Source organism: Brucella sp. HL-2 (genome assembly GCF_025846885.2).
GTDB lineage: Bacteria > Pseudomonadota > Alphaproteobacteria > Rhizobiales > Rhizobiaceae > Brucella > Brucella quorumnocens.
The window spans coordinates 302,447-321,528 of the sequence record NZ_JAOYTK010000001.1 but is presented as its reverse complement, the minus strand read 5'-3'; the positions used below and the strand labels follow the sequence as shown (position 1 = coordinate 321,528).

Here is a 19,082-nt window from a genome sequence, read left to right as displayed (position 1 = left end):
CTTTCTCAAATGCCCTCGAAGAACTGAGGGCTTTCTTGGTTATAAACCCTTTGCGATAATTTCACGTGCCCGGTCAAGATCAGCCTGCGTATCAACGCCCAGCGGAACTGTTTTGACGATCTCTGCGTCAATGCGCATTCCATCTTCAAGTGCACGCAGCTGTTCGAGCTTTTCGCGCTTTTCAAGCGGCGACGGTCCAATCTTCACAAAGCGCTCAAGTGCTGCACGGCGATAAGCATAAAGCCCAATATGATGGTAGAGCGGGCCGTCGCCATAAGGAGCTGTCGCGCGGGTAAAATAAAGCGCACGCAGACGCTCACCGCCGGGCTGTGGTGAACCGACAATCTTCACCACATTCGGATTGATCTTTTCTTCGTCCAGTGTGATTTCGACGCCAAGTGTCGCAATATCTGCAGGCCCATCTTCCAAAGGGCGGAGCGCACGACGGATGGTTTCCGGATCGATCGTCGGCAGATCGCCCTGCACATTGATGATCGCCTCGACTTCACCCTGCGGATCAACTTTCTGAAGAGCCTCATAAATGCGATCAGAACCCGATTCATGATCGCCGCGCGTCATAATGACCTCATGACCATGCGCCCGAACAGCTGCAAAAATCTCTTCACTGTCGGTCGCGACCACGGTGCGTCCAAGCGATGCCGCCACCGCACGATCTGCCACATGCACGATCATCGGCTTGCCGCAAATATCGGCCAGCGGCTTGTTCGGCAGGCGTGTTGAAGCCATCCGCGCCGGTATAAGTGTCAGTGTTTTCAAAGTCTGAAGCATGATCGCCTCTTGGTGTTTAATTTGGCCGTAAAAGGTCTGTCGAAGCCTTCTGGCAATCTTTATCTGCACGGCAAATGCAGCAAAAGTGTCAAAAAGTCACGGGTCTGGAACCCCTTATAGGTGTTGCATCACCCCTGTAAAAGACCTAGTTTCCGCCCGACGCCGGGGAGAGACTTGCCAGCCTTTTAACACAGGTTTTGCATGCCGGCTTTGGAGGGCGTTGAGTAGAGGGAGCGCTGACCGGCGATGAATTCAACCCGGACTAATAAGTTTATCATGGCTTTTCTGGCAACGGTTTTCGTTGTTATGACGACGGGCATTCTGTCCGACACGCTGTTTCATGCGCCAGCCCCTGAGAAGCCAGGTTTCATAATCGAAGCGGCAGAGGCTTCGACTGGTGGGGAAGCTGCACCAGCCAAGGAAGAAGTGTCGATTGCTACACTGATGCAATCCGCTGATCCGGCACGCGGCGAAACCGTCTTCAAGCGTTGCGCAGCATGCCATACAGGCGAAAAGGGTGGCGCCAACAAGGTCGGACCACATCTTTGGGATGTTCTGGACCGTCCGGCTGCCTCTGTTGAAGGCTTTGGCTATTCGGCTGCAATGAAGGAATTCGGCGCAGGCGGGAACAAGTGGGATTATGAACATCTCAACAAGTTCCTCACTTCGCCAAAGGGCTTCATCAAAGGCACGGCTATGGGCTTTGCTGGGGACAAGAAAGACAATGAACGCGCCGATCTGATCGCTTATCTGCGCACATTATCTGACAACCCAGCGCCGCTTCCAACCGCTGACGCGACTCCTGCTGAAGGCACGGAAGCCAAGCCAGAAGGTGCAGCCCCTGCAGGCGAAGCAGAAAAACCTGCGGAAGCTCCAGCTGGAGAACAGAAGCCTGCCGAACAGGCACCTGCTCCGGCACAGCCTGCCCCAGCGAACTAAGCTGATTAAATTTCAAGAAAAAGCCGGGTTTCGACCCGGCTTTTTTATTGCCGGCATGTTTTTTCAACTTGTGCCTTTCTTCCTCCGCAAAAACCCATAAAAATCAATTCGACAATATCCGAAGCAGAAACGGAGATGCTGGATGAGAGGTTTTTGGGCGGGAGCGTTCGCGGTCACCATGCTGGCGAGCACGGTATCGTTTAGTTACGCAACGGATGCCGCGCCAGAATGGCGATATGCTTCAAGCCTTATCGGCGAGCCCAAATATCCGGCTGACTTCAAGCATTATGATTATGTGAACCCTGATGCACCCAAAGGGGGCGTCCTCAATCAGGTTGCAGTCGGCACGTTCGACAGCCTCAATCCATTCGTGGTTCAGGGTGTTGCCGCCGCAGGCCTCGCCGATTTCGGCGGCGGGATGCTCTACGATACATTGATGACCGATGCGCTTGATCAGGGCTCAACGCAATATCCGTTGATCGCTGAAGCTTTGCAGTATCCTGATGATTTTTCATGGGTGAAATTCAAGCTCAATCCCAATGCCAAATGGCATGATGGAGAACCGATTACCGTCGATGACGTGATCTGGTCGTTTGATATTCTCAAGAAGCAGTCGCCGCTCTACAACAAATATTATGGCGACGTGGAGAAAGCCGAAAAGACCAGCGACCATGAGGTGAAGTTCACCTTCTCGCAGTCAGGCAACCGCGAACTGCCACAGATCGTGGGGCAGCTCGCAATCCTGCCCAAGCATTGGTGGGAAGGCAAGGATGCGCAAGGCAAGCAGCGTGACATCAGCCGTCCGACGCTGGAAATTCCACTCGGATCGGCCGCCTACAAGATCAAGAGCATGGTGCCGGGCCGCTCCATCGTGTGGGGACGTGTTGCCGATTACTGGGGCAAGGACCTTGGCGTCAATGTTGGGCGCAACAACTTTGATGAAGTGCGCTACGAATATTACTTCAATGAAGATGCGACGTGGGAGGCCTTCAAAAAAGGTGGCCAGTACGATTATCGTAATGAGAATCGCGCTCAGCGCTGGGCGGAGCAGTATAACTTCCCAGCCGTGCAGCGTGGCGATGTCGTCAAGAAATCCTTTCCGTTCAATGCTGTTGGCCGAATGCAGGGCTATTTCCTGAATACACGCAAGGAGAAATTCAAAGACCCGCAAGTGCGTCAGGCACTGACCTATGCGTTCGACTTTGAAACCATGAACCGCCTGCTGTTCTTCAATCAGTACACGCGCATCAACAGCTATTTCGCGGGCAACGAACTACAGCTGAGCGGTGCACCGACGCCAGAAGAAAAAGCAATTCTTGAAACTGTGAAGGATTCGCTTCCGCCCGAAGCGCTGACTGAAGAATTCAAGCTGCCAGTCTACGATACTCCACAGGCAACGCGCGATAATCTGCGCAAAGCGCTTCAGCTTTTTGGTGAGGCAGGCTGGAAACTGCAAGGTAACAAGCTCGTTGATGCCAATGGTCAGCAGTTCACGATCGAATTTCTTGGTAAAGATCCAACCGACGAGCGCATCTATAACCCGTTTGCCGCAAGCCTACGCAAGATCGGTATCAATGCGACTGTGCGCATTGTCGATACAGCTCAATACCAGGCCCGCGTCAATGATTTCGATTATGACGTAATCACTTCGATCACGGCACAGACTGCCTCTCCCGGCAACGAGCAGCGCGATATGTGGGGCTCGAAAGCCGCCGACTTCAAAGGCAGCCGCAATTATGCGGGTATCAAGAACCCGGCCATCGACAAGCTGATCGACCGCATCATCTATGCCAAGGATCGTGATGAGCTGGTGGCGGCGAGCCACGCGCTCGACCGCGCATTGCTGTGGAACTATTACGTCATTCCACAATGGTATTCAGACCACATCAACGTCGCCTATTGGAACAAATTCGGCATGCCGGAACAGCAACCCGACTATCTTGGGATTGACCCATTCTCGTGGTGGATCGACCCGACGAAAGAAGCCAAGCTTAAAAACAGTTCCGACTAGAGTGGCCTCAATTAAGATTGAATAGTTGAAACCGTTCTATCTATTTGTTTTTACGCATTATCCTACGCAAAACCGCTTCGCACTTTTGCTGAAAATGCTTTAAGGACGCCTTTCCAATGTCGGGCTTTCATCTCAATCGCCGCCATTTCCTTGGACTTTCAGGCAGTGCCGCTCTCGCAGCCTGCTTTCCGGAAATTGCTGTTGCAAAGCTCCCCACAGACAAGCCCTTGCATGGTCTATCTGCCTTCGGCGAACTGAAGTATCCGCCCGATTTCGCCCATTTCGACTATGTGAACCCCGATGCGCCAAAGGGTGGCACCTTTACGCTGGCGCCATCCACATGGGTGTGGAACCAGAACACGGAGACTTTCAATACGCTAAACACGCTGACGTTCAAGGGTGATGCGCCGCCGCGCATGGAGCTGACCTTCGACACATTGATGGTGTCAGCACTTGATGAGCCCGACGCTGTTTATGGCCTGATCGCTGAAAATGTAACACTATCCAAAGACCATCAGACCTGCCTCTTCAAGCTGCGCAAAGAAGCTCGTTTTCACGATGGTTCGCCAATTGAAGCGAAGGATGTTGTGTTCACTTACGAGACGCTTAAGGAAAAGGGACATCCGCAATTAAGGCAGATTCTTGCAGCGCTCGAAGCTGTAAAAGAAATCAGTGAACGCGAAGTGCAGATGCATTTTTCGGCTGAAAGTGGCCCCAATGCCATTCTCGACGCAGTTACACTGCCAATTCTCTCCAAAGACTGGTTCAAGGAGCGAAATTTCGATGCGACAGGCCTGGAACCGATCCTTGGATCAGGTGCTTATCGCGTCGGCAAAGTCTCTGCCGGGCAAGCGATTGAATATGACCGGGTTGATGATTATTGGGCCAAGGATTTACCTGTGCAGCGCGGCTCCAGCAACTTTGGCCGCATCCGCATTGAGTTCTACCGTGATAGACAGCCAGAATTCGAAGCCTTCAAGAAAGGCAATATCGATTTTCGATCTGAAAACGTAGCAAAGAACTGGGCCACAGCTTACGATTTCCCTGCCATTCAGCAGAATAAGATCATCAAGCGCACATTTCCAAGGGAAAAGCGCCCACTCATGCAGGCGTGGGCGATCAACCAGCGCCGCGAGCGTTTCAGCGACCCACGTGTTCGTGAAGCGATCAATCTGTGCTTCGATTTCGAGTGGACCAATGCAAACCTGTTCTATGATACCTACCAACGGTCGCAATCTAACTTCAACGGTTCCGACTTTCAGGCCGTGGGCATGCCGACTGCTGATGAACTGAAGGTACTTGAACGATTTCGGGGCAAAATTCCCGAAGCGGCCTTTGGCGAAGTCCCTGTCATGCCTGTTTCAGATGGTACAGGCCGCGACCGCAAGCAGTTTTCCCGCGCTATCGAGTTGATGGAAGCTGCAGGCTTTGAGCGAAACAAAGGCCAGTTTCACGGCAAAAACGGTGAAAAATTCACGCTCGAAATTCTAAGCAATTCCGAATCTCTCAATCGGGTCTACAATCCTCTTGTCCAGAAAATGCGCGCCATTGGCATCGATGCCAGTGTACGATTGGTGGATCCGAGCCAATACCAGGCCCGCATGCAGGATTTCGACTTCGATCTCGTCGGCATTGCGATGCAGTTTGGCGCAACGCCCACCAAAGAATCACTGGCTGGCATGTTCGGATCAGAATCAGCCAAAACACCCGGAAGTTATAATCTTCCCGGCACATCTGACCCCATTATCGACGCATTGATCGAGGATGTGGGCAAAGCATCCACGCGGGACGAACTGGTCGCAACGATCAGGGTGCTTGATCGGTACTTGTGTATCAGGCTTGAGTGGATTCCAAATTGGACGGTGGCGAATCACCTGGTAGCTTATTGGGATCGTTTTGGTTTCAAGGAGCCAAAGCCTGATTACGGCTTTCCAGTCGAGACGCTTTGGTGGATTAAAGCATGAGCCCGAAAAGTGGAAACCGGTTTTCGGGATCATGCTCATAATAAACAAGAAGGCAAAAATTGTTGGCAAGCCATAAGAACAAAATGAACATCCGGAGCATTGAAGGCTGATGGGCGCTTATATTCTACGCCGCCTTCTCCTGATGATCCCGACCATCTTGGGCATTATGGCCATATCTTTTGCCGTCGTTCAGTTTGCCCCCGGTGGGCCAGTTGAACGCGTCATTGCTCAGCTTTCCGGTCAGGGTGGCGATGCGTTAGACCGCCTTTCCGGCGGTGGCGGCGACTTCGGCCAGAGTGGCATGGATAGCGGCTCCGTCAACTCCAAATATCGCGGTGCGCAGGGCCTCGACCCGCAATTCATCGCTGATCTTGAAAAGCAATTCGGTTTCGACAAACCACCGCTTGAACGCTTCGGTCTGATGCTCTGGAACTATATGCGCTTCGATTTCGGGCATAGCTATTTCCGCGATATCAGCGTGATCGACCTCATCAAGGAAAAGATGCCAGTGTCGATTTCGCTCGGTCTGTGGCTCACATTCCTGTCCTATCTGATTTCGATCCCGCTTGGCATTCGTAAGGCGATCAAGGAAGGAACGCGTTTCGATACCTGGACCAGTGCTATCATCATCGTCGGCTATGCAATTCCGAGCTTCCTCTTTGCGATCCTGCTGATCGTGCTTTTTGCGGGCGGCTCGTTCTTTGACTGGTTCCCGCTACGCGGCCTGACCTCACCTGATTTCGCGCAAATGTCATTCTGGGGCAAAATCGGCGATTACCTTTGGCATATGGTGCTGCCTGTGACTGCTTTGGTGCTCTCGGCCTTCGCCACCACCACGCTTCTGACCAAGAATTCATTTCTGGAAGAAATCCGCAAGCAATATGTCACGACTGCACGTGCCAAGGGCCTGACCGAAAATCAGGTGCTTTACGGCCATGTTTTCCGCAATGCAATGCTGATCGTGATTGCCGGTTTTCCGGGCGCTTTCATCTCGGCCTTCTTTACTGGCTCGCTGCTGATTGAAACCATCTTCTCACTCGATGGGTTGGGCCTGCTTGGCTATCAATCAATTATCAATCGCGATTATCCAGTCGTATTCGCCAATCTGTTCATTTTCTCGCTGATCGGGCTTCTCGTCGGACTCCTATCCGATCTCATGTACACATGGATTGATCCGCGCATCGACTTTGACCGGAGGGATGTGTGATGACAGATACCATTCTCACCCCGGCCACAAAACCTGTGAAGCGCCCATTCCTTTCGCCGCTCACCCGCCGCCGTTGGCAGAATTTCAAAGCCAATAAACGCGGTTACTGGTCACTGTGGATTTTCCTGTTTCTGCTTGTTGCAGCGCTCTGCTCCGAGTTTATCGCCAATGACCGCCCCATTCTCGTTTCCTATAAGGGCGAATTGCTGGCGCCGGTTTTTGTCGACTATCCGGAAGAGAAATTTGGCGGCTTTTATGCCGTGACCGATTATCGTGATCCCGTCATTCAGGACGAAATCAACCAGAATGGCTGGGCCATCTGGCCGCCGGTCCGCTATTCCTACAACACCGTCAATAACGATATTCCGGAAGCAGCTCCCTCAAAGCCTTTCTGGCTTTATACCGAGGAGCAACGCTGCCAGCGTTATCCGCAAGGGGTGAGTGATCCCAATTGCATTGTCGGCAATTTCAACTGGCTCGGCACTGATGATCAGGCACGTGATGTCTTTGCGCGTGCGCTTTACGGCTTCCGCATTTCGGTGATGTTCGGCCTGATCCTGACGTTCTTCTCGGCAATCATTGGTGTGACGGCAGGTGCAGTGCAGGGTTATTTCGGCGGCTGGGTTGATCTCATCTTCCAGCGCGTCATTGAAATCTGGTCATCGATTCCGGTACTTTATTTGCTGCTAATTATAGCTGCGATCTTACCGCCGGGGTTCTGGGTGTTGCTCGGCATCATGTTGCTGTTTTCATGGGTCGCTTTCGTTGGCGTGGTGCGTGCGGAATTCCTGCGCGCCAGAAACTTCGAATATGTGAATGCGGCGCGCGCCCTTGGTGTGAAGAACGGCACAATCATGTGGCGACACCTTTTGCCCAATGCCATGGTTGCAACACTGACCTTCTTACCGTTCATTCTCAATGGCTCCATCACCACACTCACTTCGCTTGACTTCCTTGGGTTCGGATTGCCTCCGGGCTCTGCTTCGCTTGGAGAGTTGCTCGCGCAGGGCAAGAACAACCTTCAGGCGCCGTGGCTTGGTATTACCGGCTTTGTGGTGATCTCATTGATGCTGTCGCTTTTGATCTTTATTGGCGAAGCAACACGCGATGCATTCGATCCACGAAAGGCATTTCAATGAGTGGGCCAACGAGCGGATCAATGAATAAAAAGATACTACTTTCCGTCCGTGATCTTTCGGTGGCCTTCCGTCAGAACGGCGAGGAGCGAATTTCCGTCGACCACGTTTCCTTCGATATTGCAGAGGGTGAAACCGTGGCACTTGTCGGTGAATCCGGTTCGGGCAAGTCAGTTTCTGCGCTGTCTATTCTCAAGCTCCTGCCTTATCCGGCAGCAAGTCATCCATCCGGTGAAATTCTTTTCAACGGCAAGGATTTGATGACGGCATCAGAGCCTGAATTGCGCCGCGTGCGCGGCAATGATGTCACCATGATTTTTCAGGAGCCTATGACCTCGCTCAATCCGCTGCATTCAGTGGAACGGCAGATCAGCGAAATCCTGAAAATGCATCAGGGCATGGGTGATCAGGCCGCACGTGCACGAACGCTGGAGCTTTTGCACGAGGTTGGCATTCGTGAACCGGAAAAGCGCCTGAGCGCCTTCCCGCACCAACTTTCAGGCGGTCAGCGTCAACGCGTGATGATCGCCATGGCACTTGCCAATAAGCCAAAGCTGCTGATAGCCGATGAACCTACAACCGCGCTCGATGTGACGGTGCAGGCGCAGATATTACAACTTCTCGCAGAGCTTAAAAGCGCTCAGGGCATGTCGATGCTCTTCATCACCCATGATCTTGGTATCGTGCGCAAAATCGCCGATCGGGTTTGTGTGATGAGCAAAGGGAAGATCGTCGAAACCGGTCCGACCAGGGAAATCTTCGACAATCCGCAGCATGAATATACAAAACATCTTCTCGCGGCAGAACCAAAGGGCGAGCCTCCGCTGGCTGATCTCAGCGCAAAGAAGGTGATGGAAGGCAAGGACGTCCGCGTCTGGTTCCCGATTAAGAAAGGGTTCCTGCGCAAGACCGTTGATCATGTGAAGGCAGTGGACGGCATCAATATCGAATTGCGTGCCGGTCAGACGCTCGGCGTTGTCGGAGAATCAGGGTCCGGCAAGACAACACTTGGTCTCGCTCTTTCACGCATGATTTCGTCGCAGGGGGAAATCCGCTTTGAGGGACGCGATATTGCGAAATACAGCTTTAAGGACATGCGCCCGTTGCGTCGCGAAATGCAGATTGTGTTTCAGGACCCGTTCGGCTCGCTGAGCCCACGCATGACCATTGCCGATATCATCGCCGAAGGGCTTCTGGTGCATGAGCCGAAGCTGTCGGCCGACGCACGTGATGAACGTGTGGTGGCGGCACTCAAGGAAGTGAACCTCGATCCCGACAGCCGCTTCCGCTATCCGCACGAGTTCTCGGGCGGTCAGCGCCAGCGTGTCGCGATTGCGCGGGCGATGGTTCTCAACCCGAAATTCGTCATGCTGGACGAGCCGACCTCAGCGCTCGACATGAGTGTTCAGGCTCAGGTGGTCGATCTTTTACGCGCATTGCAGAAAAAGCATGACCTGGCTTATCTTTTCATAAGCCACGACTTGAAAGTGGTGCGGGCGCTGGCCAATGATGTGCTGGTGATGCGCAATGGCAAGGCAGTCGAATATGGAACGTCAAAGGAAGTCTTTGCCAATCCAAAAACCGACTATACCAAGGCGTTGATGGCGGCGGCCTTCCACATGGAGGCTACCGAGGGAGGAATAAGACAATGACGACAGCGGACAAAAAAATCTTTCTGTCTTTGACCAACTGGGATCCGGCTATTTGGGTCGACAGCTTTAAGGCACACGCGCCTGAGCGCAATGTCGTGACTGAACGTGGCGAAACCGATCCAAGCGTCGAGTATGCGCTCGTCTGGAAGCAGAAGCCCGGCTCGCTGGCCAATCTTCCAAATCTCAAAGTGATTTTCTCGCTCGGTGCTGGCGTTGATCATGTCTTTCACGATCCGCACATTCCAGACGTGCCGCTCGTGCGTGTTATCTCAGATGATCTCACCATGCGCATGACCGAATATGTGGTCTGGCAGGTGCTTGATCACCATCGTCTTGGCGCAAATTACCGCAAACAGCAGAAGAACCGGGTCTGGCATGAAGACCCGCGCCAGCCAGCGGCCCATGAAGTGACTGTCGGTATCATGGGGCTGGGGGTTCTCGGTCGCGATGCAGCAGCCAAGCTCAAGACGCTCGGCTTCAATGTCACCGGCTGGAGCCGTCGCCCCCAGGAAATCGAGGGCGTTCAGAGCTTCAACGGCAAGGAAGGCTTCGTACGCTTTCTCAAAACGGCCGATATTTTCGTCTGTCTTCTGCCTTTGACACCTGACACCAAAGGCATTCTGTCGATGACCATGTTTGCGCAATTGAAAAGCGACGGCCCACTGGGCGCGCCTGTGCTGATCAACGCAGGTCGTGGCGGCTTGCAGAACGAAGCGGATATTCTGGCAGCCCTGGATCGCGGTCTGCTTTCGGCTGTAACGCTTGACGTTTTCAATCAGGAACCGCTGCCAGTTGATAGCCCGCTCTGGACACATCCGAAAGTGACGATCACCCCGCATTCGGCTGCAAGCTCGTCAGCATCTGCCATTGTTCCCCAGATCATCCGTCAGATTGAAGCTTTCGAGCGTGACGGAACTTTGGAAAATGTGGTGGATCGCACCACGCAATATTAAGTTAAGTCCTAATTGAAATCTTTCCGTCCTCGCCGACCATCACGTGATGGCCGGCGAGTTTCTTTTGGGCCTCCCGATCATACTCGACGGCAATCGGCACGTCATGTCCCATCTCGCGCGCAACGATGAGACCAAGAAGCAGAATGGCATCTGGTTCGTGCAGAACAATCGCCGCCGGGGCCAGGCCAGCATGAACCAGTTCCAGCAACACGGCTGCCGCAGAAGACGACCCGATGGTGCCCGGCAGGCATAAAACATAACCCGAAATGCTCTGACCATGTTCAGGATGACGAACATCGGCGATACGGCCGGTTTTGGGATCAACACCGCCCCAGAAACTGATAGGGGCTGAGAGGACCAAAGCCTGAGCTTGAGCAGCCTTTCCGGCGACGAGGACGGACGATGTGAAAGTGATTTCACTCACGCTGCCTGCCTCGCAAAAATCGGGCGGCCAGCGACAGCACTCTCAACGCATTCCTCAAGCGACCCATACAGCACGCCATAGCCCGTATTTCCCGGCGCATAATGGGCAAATTTACCCGAATTGGTCATCAGAACGGCATTATCCTTAGCTGGCAAAATAGGTGTGACAACAACGCAAGTATCAGCGACAATCACAACGCCTGCTTTTTCAAGCAGTTGTCTGCGCCCATTCTTTTCCAGTTCCACAAGAGCATGTCGTCCGGTGCAGGCATAAAGCGGCACGGCCAGCTTGCGGGCAGCAATGGCACTTTCAAGACGGTCGAACTCAGCAATCGACAAATGCGGACTGCCAATAGCGACCGCATCAATCGCATCCACATGGTCGACCGTCGACAAACGTTTGCGCGTGGCCTCAATCATTTCCTGCGTCACATGGATGATGCCTTCAGGCCTCTGATGCTGCAGGGCGGTTTCAAGATCGGGTGCTTCCGGCGTTACACCGGCAACATGGAAAAGCCCGACTGAACCCACCGAGGCTGCGGCAGCACCAAAAGCTTTCAGTGCATCTTCATCCGGGTGCACACGGGCTCCTGCCACCACGCCAATATTTGTGCCCACACTGCGCCCAAACAGGTTGCCTAGAATCGGCCATGCGACCTCAGAACCAAGAAACGCAGGATTGATTGCCGAAATATCGAGAACGACCGTCGCGCGACGATTCTCAGTTCGATGCAGCCCGTAATCCGGCGCACGACCAGCGATAGCACAAGCTATATCGAGGAAATCGCCATAACGGTTGGTCCGTGCGCCCAGCACGGAATTACAAAAAACAACGGCATTCGATTCGCCCCAGGCAACATCGGTTCCTTTTTCCGGGCGATGACCCGCCTGATAAGGCGCACAAGTCCAAGTCGGCTCGCAACCAAGCTTGATATAGGCGCGCATCATGCGCTTGGCCATTTCCGCCTCATGCTGCGGCAGGAGATTGTGCGAGCAACCGGTGAGATCGATGGAACCAACATTCAGCGTTGCGCGCACTTTGGTTTTCGCACCACCATCAACCAGCCTTTCGGCAAACAGCGTACCGCTGTCCCCATGATAGAGCGCACCATCAATATGAGCTGAAGCAATTGGGATAAGACGCGGTGCGCCCATCAGTCGTGCTGTATCAGCCACTATACGCATAGCCATCGCGGCACCTTCGCCCTCAGCACCGGACGCTATCGACTGCTCTTCATGCGTTAATGTCAGTGCCACGTGTGATCTCCTTGCGCATGGTGATCGATGTCGTGCGCGTAAAGCCAGTATGAGCCGTCTCCGCTACCTTGCGATAGCCTAATTTCTCAAAGACCGCATGGTTGCGCGTAAGCTCAATGCGGGTCTGCAGCTCCATCACGGGTTTGCCACACGTTACTGCATGCTGCTCAACCTTTTCCACGAGGTTGCGCCCAGTCCCCTGACCTTCAAAGCCACGGGCGACTGCGAGCTTGCCAAGATAGAAGTGATCATCTTTTTCCTTGATGAACACACAGCCTGCCAGTTCTTCACCAATGAAAGCTGCAAATCCCGTTTCGTCTTTCGCCTTCTCCTGCAGATTATCTGCCGTCAGATGGCGTGCGGAAGATGGTGGATCAATAATGCCATCCATATAGGCAAAACTCTCCTGAATGAGCCGGAGAAGATCTTTCCAGCGATCAAAATCCGAACCGATGAGGCAAATGCGGAGAGCCGTCATTTGGGTTTACGTGCCTTATAGCGAATGATTTCGAACCGCACATTCAATGCATTGTAGAGCAGAAGCCGACCAACAAGAGGCTCACCAATACCGGTCACCAGCTTGATCACTTCCATGGCCTGCAAACTGCCAATCACCCCCGGTAAAACGCCTAAAACGCCAGCTTCTGCACAAGTCGGCACTGAGCCCGGTGACGGCATGTCTGGAAACAGATCGCGATAAGATGGATTGGGATTGCCGTCAGCACCACTGGCATAAGGCATAAGCACCGTGACTGTTCCATCAAAGCGACCCATAGCGCCCGTCACCAGAGGGCGCCCAGCCAAGGCTGCAGCGTCAGCCAGCGCATAACGGGTAGCAAAATTGTCAGAGCCATCGACAACAACGTCGTAATCGCTGATGAGAGCTTGTGCGTTCTCGGTATTTAACCGCAACGAATAGCCTTCAACCTTCACATGCGGATTAATGCGAGCAATCGAAGACTTGGCGCTCTCCACCTTTGCCTGGCCGACACTTTCCGTATCGTGGATCACCTGCCTTTGCAGGTTCGACAATGAAACCGTATCGTCATCAACAAGACCGAGCGTGCCTATACCGGCAGCGGCCAGATATTGCAGCACAGGCGCGCCAAGTCCGCCTGCGCCCACAACAAGGACGCGAGCGGCCTTCAGCATTTGCTGACCTGGGCCACCGATTTCCGGCAGCACAATATGGCGCGCATAGCGCTCCAGTTCTTCGGATGAAAAGGGCTTTGATGATGCATTCATGATGCTTGAACATAGGCCCGCTCAAATGACCTGTCAGCGATTATTTTTAGATTCTTGTCAGTTCGCCCGCCGCCACGTTGAAAAACTGCGCGTCACCTTCTAGCGCTTCAAACAGCGACCGGTCGGTGCCAGTCATGAAGGCCTGCCCACCAAGATCATCCAGAATTCCGAACAGAGCGGCACGGCGCCCGATATCGAGGTGAGCCGCAATTTCATCAAGCAGCAGAATCGGCGCCATGCCCGAAAGCTCGCCCGTCAACCTTGCATGCGCCAGAATAAGGCCGATCAGCAACGCCTTCTGCTCGCCGGTTGAGCAAAGTGCTGCAGGCATGGATTTGGGCCGATGCTGAACAATGAGATCAGTACGATGCGGGCCATCCAAAGTGCGTCCGGCAGCGCGATCCCGAGCACGCCCGTCGCGCAATGTGCGCCGAAAATCCTCTTCAAGATCAAGGGCTGCTTCCAAACTAATCCGTTGTTCAAGCGATCCTTCGAGAAAGCAATCCGCTTTGGGAAATGGACCGTCACTGGGAAGCCGCTCAATCATCGCAGCAATCATACGCATTGCTTCAGCGCGCGCAGCAGCGATCGCGATGCCAAGTTCGGCCATTTGGCTTTCAATCGCTTCCAGCCACTGATTATCGCTGTTTCCGTCGCTCAACAGACGATTGCGAGAACGCATCGCCTTTTCATAATCAAGCACGCGCTTGCCGTGACTGGTATCGATTGCCAGCACCATGCGATCGAGAAACCGTCGCCGATCCGATGCGCCGCCGGTAAACAGCCCGTCCATCGACGGAACAACCCAGAGAACGCGCGCATAATCAAGGAGTTCATCGCCCGATGCGGCAATACCATTGATACGGACCTTGCGGCCACCTTCGCCGCCACCTGCAGTACCTGTGCCGATTTCGACATCGCCATAAATCATACAATCGAGTGATGCGTGGATGGCAAAGCCATCATGCTTAATTTCGGGCCCATTCGTTCGCGCGACATCATCATAGGATGCGCGCCGCAATCCCCTGCCCGGAGACAGGAAGGACAAAGCCTCAATGAGATTGGTTTTGCCTGAACCGTTTTCGCCAGTCAGCACAACATGGCCGGAGCCAAGCGGCAACGTGAGTTCCGAATAATTACGGAAATCAGAAAGTTTAAGCCGCCGGACCGAGACTCGATCCGGACGGCTTAGATTTGGTTCAGAGATGCTCACGATCTGTTTTCTTTAAGGTCCTAAACACGCATCGGCATCAGGACATAAAGCACATCTTCGTCACCCGTATCGCGCACGAGTGTCGGCGAACCGGCATCGGCCAGCATGAAAACTGCTTCTGAACCGGAAAGCTGGCTTGTGATGTCGAGCAGGTACTTTGAGTTGAAGCCGATATCGATCGGATCAGCATCGTAATCGGCAGCCAGTTCGTCAGTAGCACTACCCGAATCGGGATTGTTGACCGTCAGTGTCAGCTGGCCATCGGCAATAGAAAGCTTAACCGCACGGCCACGTTCGCTCGAAATGGTGGAAACGCGATCAACAGAAGCCGCAAAATCCTGACGGCTGATGGTAAGCTTCTTGTCATTGCCCGAAGGAATCACGCGCTGATAATCCGGGAATGTGCCGTCGATCAACTTGGAAGTTAGAACGACGGAACCGACTGTAAAGCGAATCTTCGCATCTGACAGTTCAACCGACACAACAGTGTCCGGCACATCAACGAGCTTCTGCAGTTCAGCAACAGTTTTGCGCGGAATGATGATGCCTGGCATTCCTTCCGTGCCCGACGGTGCTTCCAGCTCAGCGCGAGCAAGACGATGACCATCGGTTGCAACTGCGCGCAGCTTCAGTGCACCGTCGCTTTCAATGGCATGGAAATAGATACCGTTGAGATAATAGCGGGTTTCTTCCGTCGAGATCGCAAACTGTGTGCGGTCGATGAGGCGCTTTAAAGCCTGCGCATCGATGCGGAAGGAATGCGAGAACGAACCGGCTGTCAGTTCCGGGAAATCAGACTGTGGCAGGCACTGCAGGCGGAACGATGACTTGCCCGAAATGACGGACATCGAGCCGCCATCGGGGTTGGTCGACAGCATGACTTCTGCGCCATCAGGCAGCTTGCGCACGATATCGTAGAGAAGATGCGCTGGAACCGTTGTTGCTCCGGCCTGTTCGACCATGGCAGCGGTTGCTTCGTTCACTTCAAGATCAAGGTCCGTTGCCTTGAGCGCGAGGCTTGCGCCTTCGGCTTGCAAAAGCACATTGGACAGAATCGGAATCGTGTTGCGACGCTCCACGACACGGTGGACGTGGTTGAGTGACTTGAGAAGGTTTGATCGCTCTAGGGTAACACGCATATTGAAACGCACTCGCTCTCTAGGACAGGGCAACCGCGTAACGGGCAGATGCCCCCATCAATAAGGCGCCTTAGCGCCAGAAGGTTTGCTAAAGTGGCAGATTTTTGAGCCGAAAAGCAAGCCCACGCCGCATCGCAAAACGACACGGCGCAGGCTTTTTAACGAATTTCTACAGATCAAGCAGCCTGATCGTTGATGAGGCGCTTCAGCAGCTCGAGTTCCTGCGCCAGCTTGCCATCGGCACCGACCAGATCTTCGATCTTACGCACAGCATGAAGCACAGTGGTGTGATCGCGCCCACCAAAACGACGACCGATTTCTGGCAGCGAACGCGGAGTCAGCATCTTGGCCAGATACATGGCAACCTGACGCGGCTTCACAATGGTGCGTGTGCGGCGATTCGAAAGCAGATCCTGCTTCGACACATTGTAATGGCGTGCCACGATACGCTGAATTTCTTCAATGCGAATACGCTTAGGTTCGCCAACGCGGGTCAGATGGCCGAGGAGTTCATCGACACGGTCAATGGACAGGTTTGGCTCGAATGACTGGCGGAACAGAAGCTGGTTGAAAGCGCCTTCCAGCTCGCGACCCGACCCGGTGACGGTGCGAGCAACATGCGCGAGAATTTCATCGTCAATGTTGAGGCTTGAATCTTCAAGCTGTGCGGTCGTGAGGCGACGACGCAGCATTTCAACACGCATTTCGTAATCAGGTGCTGCAACTTCAAGAGCAACGCCACCCTGAAGGCGCGAGCGAACGCGGACATCAAGTGATTCCAGCTCCGATGGCGGGCGGTCTGCTGCAACAACAACTTGCTTGGCGCTATCGAGCAGCGTGTTGAGAAGATGACAGAACTCATGCTGGATCGACTTGCCCTGCAGAAACTGCATGTCGTCGATGACGAGCAGGTCGATGTCACGCAGCTGTTCCTTGAAAGAAAGCGCATTGTTGTCGCGAATCGCAGTCGCAAAACGCCACATGAAATATTCGGCAGTCAGGTAAACGACGCGGGCCTTTTCCTGACGCTGCAGGGCAGCCGCCGCAATCGCCTGCAAAAGGTGAGTCTTACCAAGACCGACAGATGCATGGATGAAAAGCGGGTTGAAGCGCACGGCACTTGAGCCTGCTTCTGCAATGGTGCGGGCAGCAGCAAGAGCCACGCGGTTGGATGCACCATCGATGAAAGAATCAAACGTGTAACGCGGATCGAGCGGGGAGCCGAGAACCGAACCGGAAGCCGATTCTGCCACGACAGCCGAGCCACGCTTTTCAGCGCTTGGCTGACCAACTGGGAAAACGACCTTTTCACGCATGGCGGAAGGTGACTTGGCGTCAATGGCTTCGTTGGTTTCAGCAGGTGCTGCAGTGCGAACGACACGGCTCACTCCGCGCACAACCACTTCAACTTTGAGAATCTGCGGGTGTTCTTCCTGCCATAGTTCGGTCAGCAGTTCAGAATAATGATTGTTAATCCATGAGCGAAGGAAAGCTGTCGGAACCGACAGGCGAACCACGCTTTTGGACAGATCGTCGAGCTTCAGACGGCCAAACCAGCTTGAATAGATCTCGCTGCCGACGCGGGCTTTCAGCTTTGCTGTCAGACGTTCGAAAACGTCATCACCGACGACATTACCAGCGCTCACCATGAGGCTGTTTTCTTTTCCAGTAGCAGAAGATCCATGGATACGGTTCGCATGCGCATCATCACCCATCGTTGCCGTCGACTTACCAGTCATCATTGCCATCGTCTCGCCTGCCTTCACATTCTTACGCGCCATTTTTGCGGCGCTTGTCGTTATTTCCTGCATTAGGTCCGCCGGACCTTATGATCCAGTCGCCTCGCGGGTACTCACTTCACACTGGCCCTTAACTCAGAGGGCCAAACACAAACTCAAACAGTCCACGCTTCAAACAGCTGTCGTGGATCGGTGCCCGGATGCTCCTTTCCGGCTACGCGTTACGACTCATACAATTCTTACTCAAGGCTGATTGCCCGGAACGGGTCTTGCGACAACCATTCAATTAACGAAGATGCGCCTAAAACAGCATTCCGGTTAATGAATGGTAAGCAATAGCCATGAGAGACAAACTTAATAGGAACAGGGCCTTAAAGACCAGAACTCAGCACCCGCGGACAAGACTGCCCACGTCAATTGAAGACTCAATGTGATGCTAACTCCGGGCCGTGGGCCCACCCCTCTGATGTCCTGACTTTAGCGAAGCCTCGCGGCAAAGAGCAAGCCTAAGATCTGCAGTTTTTTCTTCAATTAAGACTTGCATGGTCGATGTCGCGGGCCAGAGAATCGGGCGTCAAAGAAATAACACCTTTGGATTCAATGCGTTTCCCGAACCGATTTTTTAGGTGGCCACGATATGTTCTCCGACAAAATAAATTTTAAAAAAATGGCTTGACTCAGACGGTCTTCCGAGTCCCTCGCGAGCCCTGTGGATAACTGTGGATAAAGATTTGCAAGTTTTTGAAAATAAAGAGGAATTTCAGTCATTCATTTTTCCGAGAGCTTGGAAATTATTGAAATAATATAAAATATCTCTAAAAAACATGCCCCTAGTTTAATGGGTGCTGTTCTTTAAAAAAGTTCCAAAAAAGAAAACCCGGCTAACAATGAGCCGGGTTTCTAAAACCTAGTTTTAATTTTAGGTTATATTAGGCGTTCAATGCCTTAACGCGTGCAGCAAGGCGCGAAACCTTACGAGCAGCGGTATTCTTGTGAACGACGCCCTTTGAAGCAGCGCGCATCAGTTCAGGCTCAGCAGCCTTGAAAGCAACCGATGCTGCTTCCTTGTCGCCACTCAAGAGCGCATCTTCAACCTTGCGGAGGAAGGTACGAACGCGCGAGCGACGCGACTTGTTGATTTCGGTGCGGGCAGTGATCTTGCGCACTGCCTTCTTGGCCGAAGGAGTATTGGCCATAAATGCCTCTCTTTTTCTGTCAGCAGCCCACTGGATATAACCGTCGGGCACAAAACCTCTAGGGCAGCCATAGTGCCTAGGGCCGCCGATCCGTGGCGGGCTTATAGATCAGCTTTGCTCCCGCGTCAACGAGGATTCTGACGAGCAACTAAGCCAAAAGGCCGGATACGCGGCCTTCCGGCTTAAATTCGAGCCTCAAATAAAGCCCACCCGGCTAAA

At 53.4% G+C, this 19,082-nt stretch carries 16 protein-coding genes; 7 read left to right on the top strand and 9 right to left on the bottom strand.

Annotated features, from left to right (window positions below):
- Nucleotides 1–39 precede the first annotated feature (39 nt).
- On the bottom strand, nucleotides 40–789 hold the full coding sequence (locus OIV19_RS01555) for a 3-deoxy-manno-octulosonate cytidylyltransferase (RefSeq protein ID WP_264230486.1): 750 nt from the start codon (nucleotides 787–789) through the stop codon (nucleotides 40–42).
- Between the two features lie 246 nt (nucleotides 790–1,035).
- On the opposite strand from OIV19_RS01555, the gene OIV19_RS01550 reads away from it, so the two are divergent.
- From OIV19_RS01550 to OIV19_RS01520, 7 genes are all read left to right on the top strand, one after another.
- Complete coding sequence (locus tag OIV19_RS01550) at nucleotides 1,036–1,728, top strand: c-type cytochrome (RefSeq protein WP_095445792.1); 693 nt, start codon at nucleotides 1,036–1,038, stop codon at nucleotides 1,726–1,728.
- A gap of 142 nt (nucleotides 1,729–1,870) precedes the next feature.
- The gene (locus OIV19_RS01545; RefSeq protein WP_264230485.1) at nucleotides 1,871–3,739 is read left to right on the top strand and encodes an extracellular solute-binding protein; all 1,869 of its coding nucleotides are present in this window, start codon (nucleotides 1,871–1,873) and stop codon (nucleotides 3,737–3,739) included.
- Between the two features lie 116 nt (nucleotides 3,740–3,855).
- Nucleotides 3,856–5,703, top strand: a complete 1,848-nt coding sequence (locus tag OIV19_RS01540) for an extracellular solute-binding protein (protein WP_264230484.1) — start codon at nucleotides 3,856–3,858, stop codon at nucleotides 5,701–5,703.
- Between the two features lie 109 nt (nucleotides 5,704–5,812).
- Nucleotides 5,813–6,910 (top strand): microcin C ABC transporter permease YejB, encoded by a 1,098-nt coding sequence (locus OIV19_RS01535; protein ID WP_024898308.1) that lies wholly within the window; start codon nucleotides 5,813–5,815, stop codon nucleotides 6,908–6,910.
- Nucleotides 6,910–8,049, top strand: a complete 1,140-nt coding sequence (locus OIV19_RS01530; protein WP_264230483.1) for an ABC transporter permease — start codon at nucleotides 6,910–6,912, stop codon at nucleotides 8,047–8,049. Before OIV19_RS01535 ends, OIV19_RS01530 begins: the two co-directional genes overlap by 1 nt.
- A 20-nt stretch (nucleotides 8,050–8,069) precedes the next feature.
- Nucleotides 8,070–9,698 carry an ABC transporter ATP-binding protein gene (locus OIV19_RS01525; protein ID WP_264230482.1) on the top strand — a complete coding sequence of 543 codons (1,629 nt, stop codon included), beginning with the start codon at nucleotides 8,070–8,072 and terminating at the stop codon, nucleotides 9,696–9,698.
- Nucleotides 9,695–10,651, top strand: a complete 957-nt coding sequence (locus OIV19_RS01520; protein WP_264230481.1) for a 2-hydroxyacid dehydrogenase — start codon at nucleotides 9,695–9,697, stop codon at nucleotides 10,649–10,651. The genes OIV19_RS01525 and OIV19_RS01520 overlap by 4 nt, the downstream gene beginning before the upstream one ends.
- 1 nt (nucleotide 10,652) lies before the next feature.
- Here OIV19_RS01520 and OIV19_RS01515 read toward each other — a convergent pair whose 3' ends face one another.
- From OIV19_RS01515 to rpsT, 8 genes are all read right to left on the bottom strand, one after another.
- Entirely contained in the window at nucleotides 10,653–11,066 is a 414-nt protein-coding gene (locus OIV19_RS01515; RefSeq protein WP_095447816.1) for an aconitase X swivel domain-containing protein, read from the bottom strand.
- A gap of 5 nt (nucleotides 11,067–11,071) precedes the next feature.
- Nucleotides 11,072–12,331: an aconitase X catalytic domain-containing protein gene (locus tag OIV19_RS01510; RefSeq protein WP_264230480.1), complete on the bottom strand. Its 1,260-nt coding sequence runs from the start codon at nucleotides 12,329–12,331 to the stop codon at nucleotides 11,072–11,074.
- Entirely contained in the window at nucleotides 12,309–12,809 is a 501-nt protein-coding gene (locus OIV19_RS01505) for a GNAT family N-acetyltransferase (protein WP_095445786.1), read from the bottom strand. Before OIV19_RS01505 ends, OIV19_RS01510 begins: the two co-directional genes overlap by 23 nt.
- Nucleotides 12,806–13,576 (bottom strand): molybdopterin-synthase adenylyltransferase MoeB, encoded by a 771-nt coding sequence (locus OIV19_RS01500; protein WP_264230479.1) that lies wholly within the window; start codon nucleotides 13,574–13,576, stop codon nucleotides 12,806–12,808. The genes OIV19_RS01505 and OIV19_RS01500 overlap by 4 nt, the downstream gene beginning before the upstream one ends.
- A 46-nt stretch (nucleotides 13,577–13,622) precedes the next feature.
- Nucleotides 13,623–14,789, bottom strand: a complete 1,167-nt coding sequence (gene recF, locus OIV19_RS01495) for a DNA replication/repair protein RecF (protein WP_264230478.1) — start codon at nucleotides 14,787–14,789, stop codon at nucleotides 13,623–13,625.
- 20 nt (nucleotides 14,790–14,809) lie between these two features.
- Nucleotides 14,810–15,928 (bottom strand): DNA polymerase III subunit beta, encoded by a 1,119-nt coding sequence (gene dnaN, locus OIV19_RS01490; RefSeq protein ID WP_095445783.1) that lies wholly within the window; start codon nucleotides 15,926–15,928, stop codon nucleotides 14,810–14,812.
- Nucleotides 15,929–16,104: 176 nt separating this feature from the next.
- Nucleotides 16,105–17,670 carry a chromosomal replication initiator protein DnaA gene (gene dnaA / locus OIV19_RS01485; RefSeq protein ID WP_095445782.1) on the bottom strand — a complete coding sequence of 522 codons (1,566 nt, stop codon included), beginning with the start codon at nucleotides 17,668–17,670 and terminating at the stop codon, nucleotides 16,105–16,107.
- 926 nt (nucleotides 17,671–18,596) lie between these two features.
- A complete protein-coding gene (gene rpsT, locus OIV19_RS01480; protein WP_095447814.1) occupies nucleotides 18,597–18,863 on the bottom strand; it encodes a 30S ribosomal protein S20 in 267 nt (88 codons plus the stop codon).
- Nucleotides 18,864–19,082: the final 219 nt, after the last annotated feature.

Bases quoted from the DNA above. Each gene is read 5' to 3' on its own strand.
- OIV19_RS01530 (WP_264230483.1), top strand. From the start codon at position 6,910: ATGACAGATACCATTCTCACCCCGGCCACAAAACCTGTGAAGCGCCCA.
- OIV19_RS01525 (WP_264230482.1), top strand. From the start codon at position 8,070: ATGAATAAAAAGATACTACTTTCCGTCCGTGATCTTTCGGTGGCCTTC.
- OIV19_RS01520 (WP_264230481.1), top strand. From the start codon at position 9,695: ATGACGACAGCGGACAAAAAAATCTTTCTGTCTTTGACCAACTGGGAT.
- OIV19_RS01540 (WP_264230484.1), top strand. From the start codon at position 3,856: ATGTCGGGCTTTCATCTCAATCGCCGCCATTTCCTTGGACTTTCAGGC.
- rpsT (WP_095447814.1), bottom strand. From the start codon at position 18,863: ATGGCCAATACTCCTTCGGCCAAGAAGGCAGTGCGCAAGATCACTGCC.
- dnaA (WP_095445782.1), bottom strand. From the start codon at position 17,670: ATGATGACTGGTAAGTCGACGGCAACGATGGGTGATGATGCGCATGCG.
- OIV19_RS01535 (WP_024898308.1), top strand. From the start codon at position 5,813: ATGGGCGCTTATATTCTACGCCGCCTTCTCCTGATGATCCCGACCATC.
- OIV19_RS01505 (WP_095445786.1), bottom strand. From the start codon at position 12,809: ATGACGGCTCTCCGCATTTGCCTCATCGGTTCGGATTTTGATCGCTGG.
- OIV19_RS01555 (WP_264230486.1), bottom strand. From the start codon at position 789: ATGCTTCAGACTTTGAAAACACTGACACTTATACCGGCGCGGATGGCT.
- OIV19_RS01550 (WP_095445792.1), top strand. From the start codon at position 1,036: ATGAATTCAACCCGGACTAATAAGTTTATCATGGCTTTTCTGGCAACG.
- OIV19_RS01545 (WP_264230485.1), top strand. From the start codon at position 1,871: ATGAGAGGTTTTTGGGCGGGAGCGTTCGCGGTCACCATGCTGGCGAGC.
- OIV19_RS01500 (WP_264230479.1), bottom strand. From the start codon at position 13,576: ATGAATGCATCATCAAAGCCCTTTTCATCCGAAGAACTGGAGCGCTAT.
- dnaN (WP_095445783.1), bottom strand. From the start codon at position 15,928: ATGCGTGTTACCCTAGAGCGATCAAACCTTCTCAAGTCACTCAACCAC.